Source organism: Acetobacter pomorum (genome assembly GCF_002738225.1).
Classification (GTDB): domain Bacteria; phylum Pseudomonadota; class Alphaproteobacteria; order Acetobacterales; family Acetobacteraceae; genus Acetobacter; species Acetobacter pomorum.
Genome location: NZ_PEBQ01000181.1, coordinates 1 through 5,415, shown reverse-complemented (window position 1 = coordinate 5,415; position 5,415 = coordinate 1). Strand labels below are relative to the sequence as shown.

The following is a 5,415-nucleotide window of genomic DNA, read 5'->3' as shown; positions in this document are numbered from 1 at the left end:
CTTTGTCGGTTCTCGTGAACAGCCTCAAAGGGGTCTCTAGCCGCAGGTTGCGGCAGATGCATCCAACGCTGACGCGCCGCTATTGGCGCGGAGTTCTCTGGTCGCCCAGTTATTTTGCAGCGTCCTGTGGTGGCGCGCCGCTTTCTAGCATCCGGCAGTATATCGAACAGCAAAGAACACCTGACTGAAACGCCGGAACGGACCTATCTCCGGCCTGAACGCCGGAGCTTGCGGGACTGAAAAACGGGTCAAATCAAAGACCGATAGGCGGTAGATAATCGCAAAAAGTTGCTCCTTTCCCTCTCCTGGCTAGGAGGAGGCAGAAAGGAGCCTAGATAGATTTCTGCTATCTCAATCTTGTTTTGCCGGGATCATTCCCGGAGGTAGGTTTGAAGGCTCACAGTGCTTGCTAGACTTAGCCTTTGAAAGGGAATGAGACCTAGATTTTTTTTGAACCTTAGGTTCTTCCTTTTGAATCGGAGTGGCCGGTCTGTCAGCTAGAGGTTCATTCTCCTTACGTTTTTGGAGGTTCATTAGGCTGTCTAAAGTGATCCCGCCTGAATCATTTCCCCCTGATGTGTCATAAACCGGAGGGCGCATCGTTATGACGATGGATTTGGGATATTCCATAAAGACGCTATCAACAGCATCGATCTGTAAGCTACCTACTGCATCAGCTACACCTCGGGCCGAAGGATGAGCAGGGATCTTAGCTTCGCCGCTCCACCCATGATAGTTGGCGCATTTAATTTCAAGGTCCTCGCGTGCCCGAGTAATGTTAATGTGCTCTGGAGCTTGATATACCTCCCATGAGCCTCGCTTGTTGCCTAGAAGGCAATGCCCACCCTCAGGAGAGGTGTGAATAAAAATCTCCTGGTCGGCTCCTGATCCTTGTTCCTCACTACACCCGGTTAAAGCTGAAGCAATAACAAGTGATAGAGCGAGAGCGGTTCTTCTGTTTAGAATCATCTTAGAGCCTTGTTTTTATTTTGCATGCAGCCAGAATAGGCACTAGGGCATCATCAGCCCCTTCGGTGTAGAAATTAACAACGATATGACTGTTATCGGGGGCATTGTCCGATTCAATCCCTGTAATTGCTTGCTTGGTGCTATCAGTCACATTGGGCGAATTAGAATCAGGTATTAGTTTAATAGAGAGCGTTTTGTCTTTGCGGATGCTATTGGCAAAGTTAATTGCCTCGTTGTTATCCCACACTCCTATAGCCGTTCCTGCTTTGGAGGCTCTCCATAGATTGTTTCTACTCGTCTTGTCCCCATTCATCCGTTGTTCAGATAAGATGGCCTTAAAATTTGATGTTTCTGTTTCTACAGGGAATGGTCTCTCACCAAATTCCACATATGCATAAATAATGCCCTCTCTGCATTTTACAAAAAGTCCAGGGTTTTGACGTGACTTGCTTTTTGTATAACCGGAAGCTGCCAACCCTGCTGCGCCCGGCGAAAGGGACCAGGCACCAGTTTTAATAGTCGAGGATGGTGTGATTTGATCTGACGAAGTGACGACATCGTAGCAGTGCAGTCGTTCAGAGGGATTAGAGTTGGATGCGCAAGACCGCAAATTATCGGATACGCGAGACAAAATCATACCCGATTCAGCGCTGGCGGATATTGATGCGGAAGATGTCGTTTGTGAAGGAAGGTGGATACGAGGTTGTTCGCCGTTATTTTCAGAGATGGCTTGATGATCGGGAGTAGATGAGCTCTGTGCAAAGCATCTCTCATCTACCAAATCACACGCAAAGCCTATGAATAATAGGGCTGGTATTGCGTAAAAGCGCCAAAGAGTCATGGTGCGTAAATTCTCTTATGTTTTTAATGTAGAAACGTGGCTAACAAGAGTTTTATCGGAGGCCGAATTGAGCTCTTTGGTAAATTATAGCCAGAGAAAACTCTATTTCCAAAAAGATATGTATACCAATTCATCTGTGGACTTGGACGGCGGCAAGTGGCAAATGTTTTCTGGGCTATGTAGGAGTAGGGAAGGCGCGATTAGTTTTGCCACCTGCTTCAACGGAAGAGGGTGCTTATTGGTGGGTGAACGAGAATTAAGTGAGGATCTGATAAGGTTTTGCGTGCTTGATTTGGGAGCAGTAATAGTTTTTTGCGTAACTGCAAAAATTCTTATCGCCAATTTACTCCAGGTTGAGGTCGTTCAGAAAGTTTTCGCTCTATTAGCCCAGAACGATGCGTATTTAGATTGGTTTGCTCGTCATTATCCCAATGATCCTTTCACCGGATTTTGCGACTTTATTGAAAATTCGATATCAATTGGAGGGATCATCTTAGCTATTCTTTTAGCTTCTCTTTATTGGTTTTCCGCAAGGTTAGTAGGTAGGCGAATAGGATTTTTTAGCCATTGACTTAAGGCTATATTTTCGGCCATTTGATTAGATAAAGCTTAAATGGCTTTGGAGATAGTCTATGATTTGTGTGATTGTGGGGCCATCTGGCTCTGGGAAAAGCACTTTTGCCAAATATATTTGCCAATTCGGCGGTGTAGAAGTGATTTCAACTACCACAAGAGAGCCACGCCAACATGAGACGGATGGTGTCGATTACAATTTCATTTCAAAAGATCAATTTCATAAACTTGTTGAAAAAGATGGCTTCTTAGAATGGGCCGAATTTTGCGGTAATTTTTACGGTATTACCAAGCAAGCATTGTCTGATGCTTTATCTTCTTCGCCACAGAATTGTGCTGTAGTTGTCGCCGAAATCAACGGGTATCGCAATCTTCTTAAATTGAGCGGCAAATTAGGTCAATATGTTATGGGTGTATTCTTATCCATAGATAGGGATACTATTTTGAGCCGGCTGGAGAAAAGAAACCTGCCTAACAAAATTCTAGAACAAAGAATATCTTTGATAGGCCAAGAAATTAAGCAAGAATTTGAACTGAACCAGCGTCAGGAAAATTTAGTTTTAACCAATCCTAGCCTTTCGGATATGAAAGAATACGCTAGAATTATTGCACAATCGTCTTCAAAGGAGGTTGTGCCTCTTTTTGTTTTGTCTTAGCACAAGATATAAATTCTATGAAACCATTGTAATCCCAACTCCATTCTTGAAAATGGAGTTGGGGAAGGTCAGGACTGAAAGGTCTTTTCGTGGCACAAGAAGTAAACCTTGCTGATGGCCCTGCCAGGGGTGTCATCATTTTAATTTCTTCGCCTTCAAATAAGATTGTCGCATCTGCAACTGATTTCGACCAGTCAAGTTATGGCGGATTTGTGTTAGGGCATGCGCAGGAGATCCGGTGTAAGAAAAAAGTCGCTAAAAGCCTGGTCGAGGCGAACTGTAGCTTTGAATTGCGTGACGCGATTAGCCCAAGCGTAGCAAATGACATTTTAAAGGACTGTCTTAATAGTGGATGGAAAATGACCATCATAAAGGTTGGACAGGTTGGGCATCTAGAGGATGACTGACATTAGCAGGGTACCGTCTTTTCATGGCGAGTTCTGGACTTCATCACAGAAAGAAGGAAATAGCCTACATTCTTTTACCTATAGAGGTTGTTATAAGGCACAGTTGCCTAGGTTCTTTATATCTCGTTTGACGGATATAAATGATATTGTTTGCGATCCATTCATGGGTAGAGGCACAACTCTGATTGAAGCCTCACTTATGGGACGGATGGTAAATGGCTCTGATATTAACCCTATCTCTCCCATGATTGTCGCTCCAAGGCTTGAACCACCTTCATTGGAGAAGGTGGTAGAGAAACTGGACGAAATGCAGTGGGGTGTATCGCAGAAGAAGTTATCCAGATGGAAAAGACGGAATCCTCATCAATGGGATGAAATGGAGCCTTATTTTCATAAGGACACATTCTCCGATATTTTAATGCTTAGGGAGCGGTGTCTTGGGCTCCCACCATGGTCTAGCTCTGTAGAAGCCTGGATCAGAATGGTAACCATGGCCATCCTAACCGGGCACTCGCCGGGTTTCCTTTCGCGATATACTCTTCCCCCTGGCAGCACGGCTTATCCAGATGCCCAAAGACGGATCAATGCAAAGCATCGCAAGGGATCAGAGCCTAAAGATGTAAAAAAGCTTATCATAGCAAAATCCGCAAGACTTCTCGCAACTGGAATTATGCCGGCCTCTCGTTTTCCAACACTTGATGCATCATCTGCTGATAACCTTTCTTTATGCGAGAGCCAGACTGTTAAACTGGTTATGACTAGCCCTCCTTTTGTCGACACTATTGATTATGCAAAAGAAAACTGGCTGAGAATGTGGTTTGCCGGGATAATTGATAGTTACGCAGATCTGCAGTCTGAGAAGACCCCCTCGATATGGCGGTCAGGATCTATAAGCGGATGGGAACAAATGATGGTTGGCGCGATGCGGGAGATGTCTCGTGTTTTGGTGCCTGGAGGGGTGGCCGCTATTGAGGTCGGCGAGATTAGAAATGGGACAGAGACATTGGATGATAGAATCATCCGTTTGTCACAAACGGTTGGTTTAATCCCTTTTGCTCTTTTTGTTCATGAGCAAAATTTTACGAAGACTTCGCATATCTGGGGGGTCAAGAACAAAACTAAGGGGACAAACACAAATCGGATTGTTCTTCTCAGAAAGCCAGGCGGAGTTGCTCTAAAAGGTGAGGATGTCCTTGCCTCGGTTGGAAGCAATTAAAATGGCTTGTCAGGGCGATGGAATGGAGCAGAATATTCGTTTCTATCTGCGCAATTGCATGATTGAAGAAATATCTGAAATTCAGGTCGAAATCTCAAAGATATTTCGTTTTGGCCCGGCATCTTATCATCCTAAGGACAAGGAAAGGTGCAGCAATGTCTCACGAATGTCCGCTGAAATAGGTGATTTGCTTGCAGTCGTAAGATTGGCTTTTTTTCATCAAACAGGGGAGGATGCCGAGACATTCTCTACCGACCATCTAAAACTCGTGGATGCAATGCACTGGAAGGACTTGACCCTCGAAGATGGTCATTTCCTTAGCTTTCTTAAAGACTTTCAGACCTGTCTTCTCAAGGGCGCACTTGAAATTTCTGAAAAAAATATCATCACAAAAACTACAAGATATGATTTGAACAATTTCGTCCGCCGGATGCTGATCTTAAATTATATCGATATTATCTCTTACACCCAACACTATCTAGGCAAGATACCCAAGGTTCTTACCCTTGCGCCCTTTCTTTCGCCGAAAAGGGGGACGATATTTAATATGCTTGTCTCCTGAACTGCTAGATGGCAGTACGATGTGAAAGCAAAATCTACGAAGTAGACAGAAGGATACGAAAAGAAGCATGAAAATTAAAACTCGTCCTCTCATCTCCCAAGCAATTCTGCTGTCTTCTCGGGTAATCCCCCCATTTTTAGTGGGGCATTGAATGAGAATTCAGGCGGCTGTTTTTAGTTTCTGGGCGGGGG

8 protein-coding genes are annotated in these 5,415 nt (G+C 44.5%); 6 read left to right on the top strand and 2 right to left on the bottom strand.

Annotation, left to right across the window (positions count from 1 at the left end):
• On the top strand, window positions 1-188 hold a 188-nt coding region (gene tnpA / locus CSR02_RS14475; RefSeq protein ID WP_143225613.1), incomplete at its 5' end, for an IS200/IS605 family transposase.
• Between the two features lie 163 nt (window positions 189-351).
• On the opposite strand, the gene CSR02_RS14470 is transcribed toward tnpA, so the two are convergent.
• On the bottom strand, window positions 352-969 hold the full coding sequence (locus CSR02_RS14470) for a hypothetical protein (protein WP_099542132.1): 618 nt from the start codon (window positions 967-969) through the stop codon (window positions 352-354).
• A 1-nt stretch (window position 970) separates the two neighbouring features.
• Window positions 971-1,810, bottom strand: a complete 840-nt coding sequence (locus tag CSR02_RS16390; protein WP_143225612.1) for a hypothetical protein — start codon at window positions 1,808-1,810, stop codon at window positions 971-973.
• Between CSR02_RS16390 and CSR02_RS14460 the strand changes: the two genes are divergently transcribed.
• The 5 genes from CSR02_RS14460 (at window position 1,809) to CSR02_RS14440 (ending at window position 5,224) form a co-directional block, all read left to right on the top strand.
• Window positions 1,809-2,381, top strand: a complete 573-nt coding sequence (locus CSR02_RS14460) for a hypothetical protein (protein ID WP_099542130.1) — start codon at window positions 1,809-1,811, stop codon at window positions 2,379-2,381. The genes CSR02_RS16390 and CSR02_RS14460 overlap by 2 nt on opposite strands.
• Before the next feature lie 61 nt (window positions 2,382-2,442).
• Entirely contained in the window at window positions 2,443-3,039 is a 597-nt protein-coding gene (locus CSR02_RS14455) for a guanylate kinase (protein ID WP_099542129.1), read from the top strand.
• 89 nt (window positions 3,040-3,128) lie between these two features.
• Window positions 3,129-3,446 carry a hypothetical protein gene (locus CSR02_RS14450; protein WP_099542128.1) on the top strand — a complete coding sequence of 106 codons (318 nt, stop codon included), beginning with the start codon at window positions 3,129-3,131 and terminating at the stop codon, window positions 3,444-3,446.
• On the top strand, window positions 3,439-4,662 hold the full coding sequence (locus CSR02_RS14445) for a DNA methyltransferase (protein WP_099542127.1): 1,224 nt from the start codon (window positions 3,439-3,441) through the stop codon (window positions 4,660-4,662). The genes CSR02_RS14450 and CSR02_RS14445 overlap by 8 nt, the downstream gene beginning before the upstream one ends.
• A gap of 1 nt (window position 4,663) precedes the next feature.
• Window positions 4,664-5,224: a hypothetical protein gene (locus tag CSR02_RS14440; protein WP_099542126.1), complete on the top strand. Its 561-nt coding sequence runs from the start codon at window positions 4,664-4,666 to the stop codon at window positions 5,222-5,224.
• Window positions 5,225-5,415 lie beyond the last annotated feature (191 nt).

Coding starts and splice junctions, on each gene's coding strand:
- CSR02_RS14470 (WP_099542132.1), bottom strand. CDS start 969: ATGATTCTAAACAGAAGAACCGCTCTCGCTCTATCACTTGTTATTGCT.
- CSR02_RS14460 (WP_099542130.1), top strand. CDS start 1,809: ATGGTGCGTAAATTCTCTTATGTTTTTAATGTAGAAACGTGGCTAACA.
- CSR02_RS16390 (WP_143225612.1), bottom strand. CDS start 1,810: ATGACTCTTTGGCGCTTTTACGCAATACCAGCCCTATTATTCATAGGC.
- CSR02_RS14455 (WP_099542129.1), top strand. CDS start 2,443: ATGATTTGTGTGATTGTGGGGCCATCTGGCTCTGGGAAAAGCACTTTT.
- CSR02_RS14445 (WP_099542127.1), top strand. CDS start 3,439: ATGACTGACATTAGCAGGGTACCGTCTTTTCATGGCGAGTTCTGGACT.
- CSR02_RS14440 (WP_099542126.1), top strand. CDS start 4,664: ATGGCTTGTCAGGGCGATGGAATGGAGCAGAATATTCGTTTCTATCTG.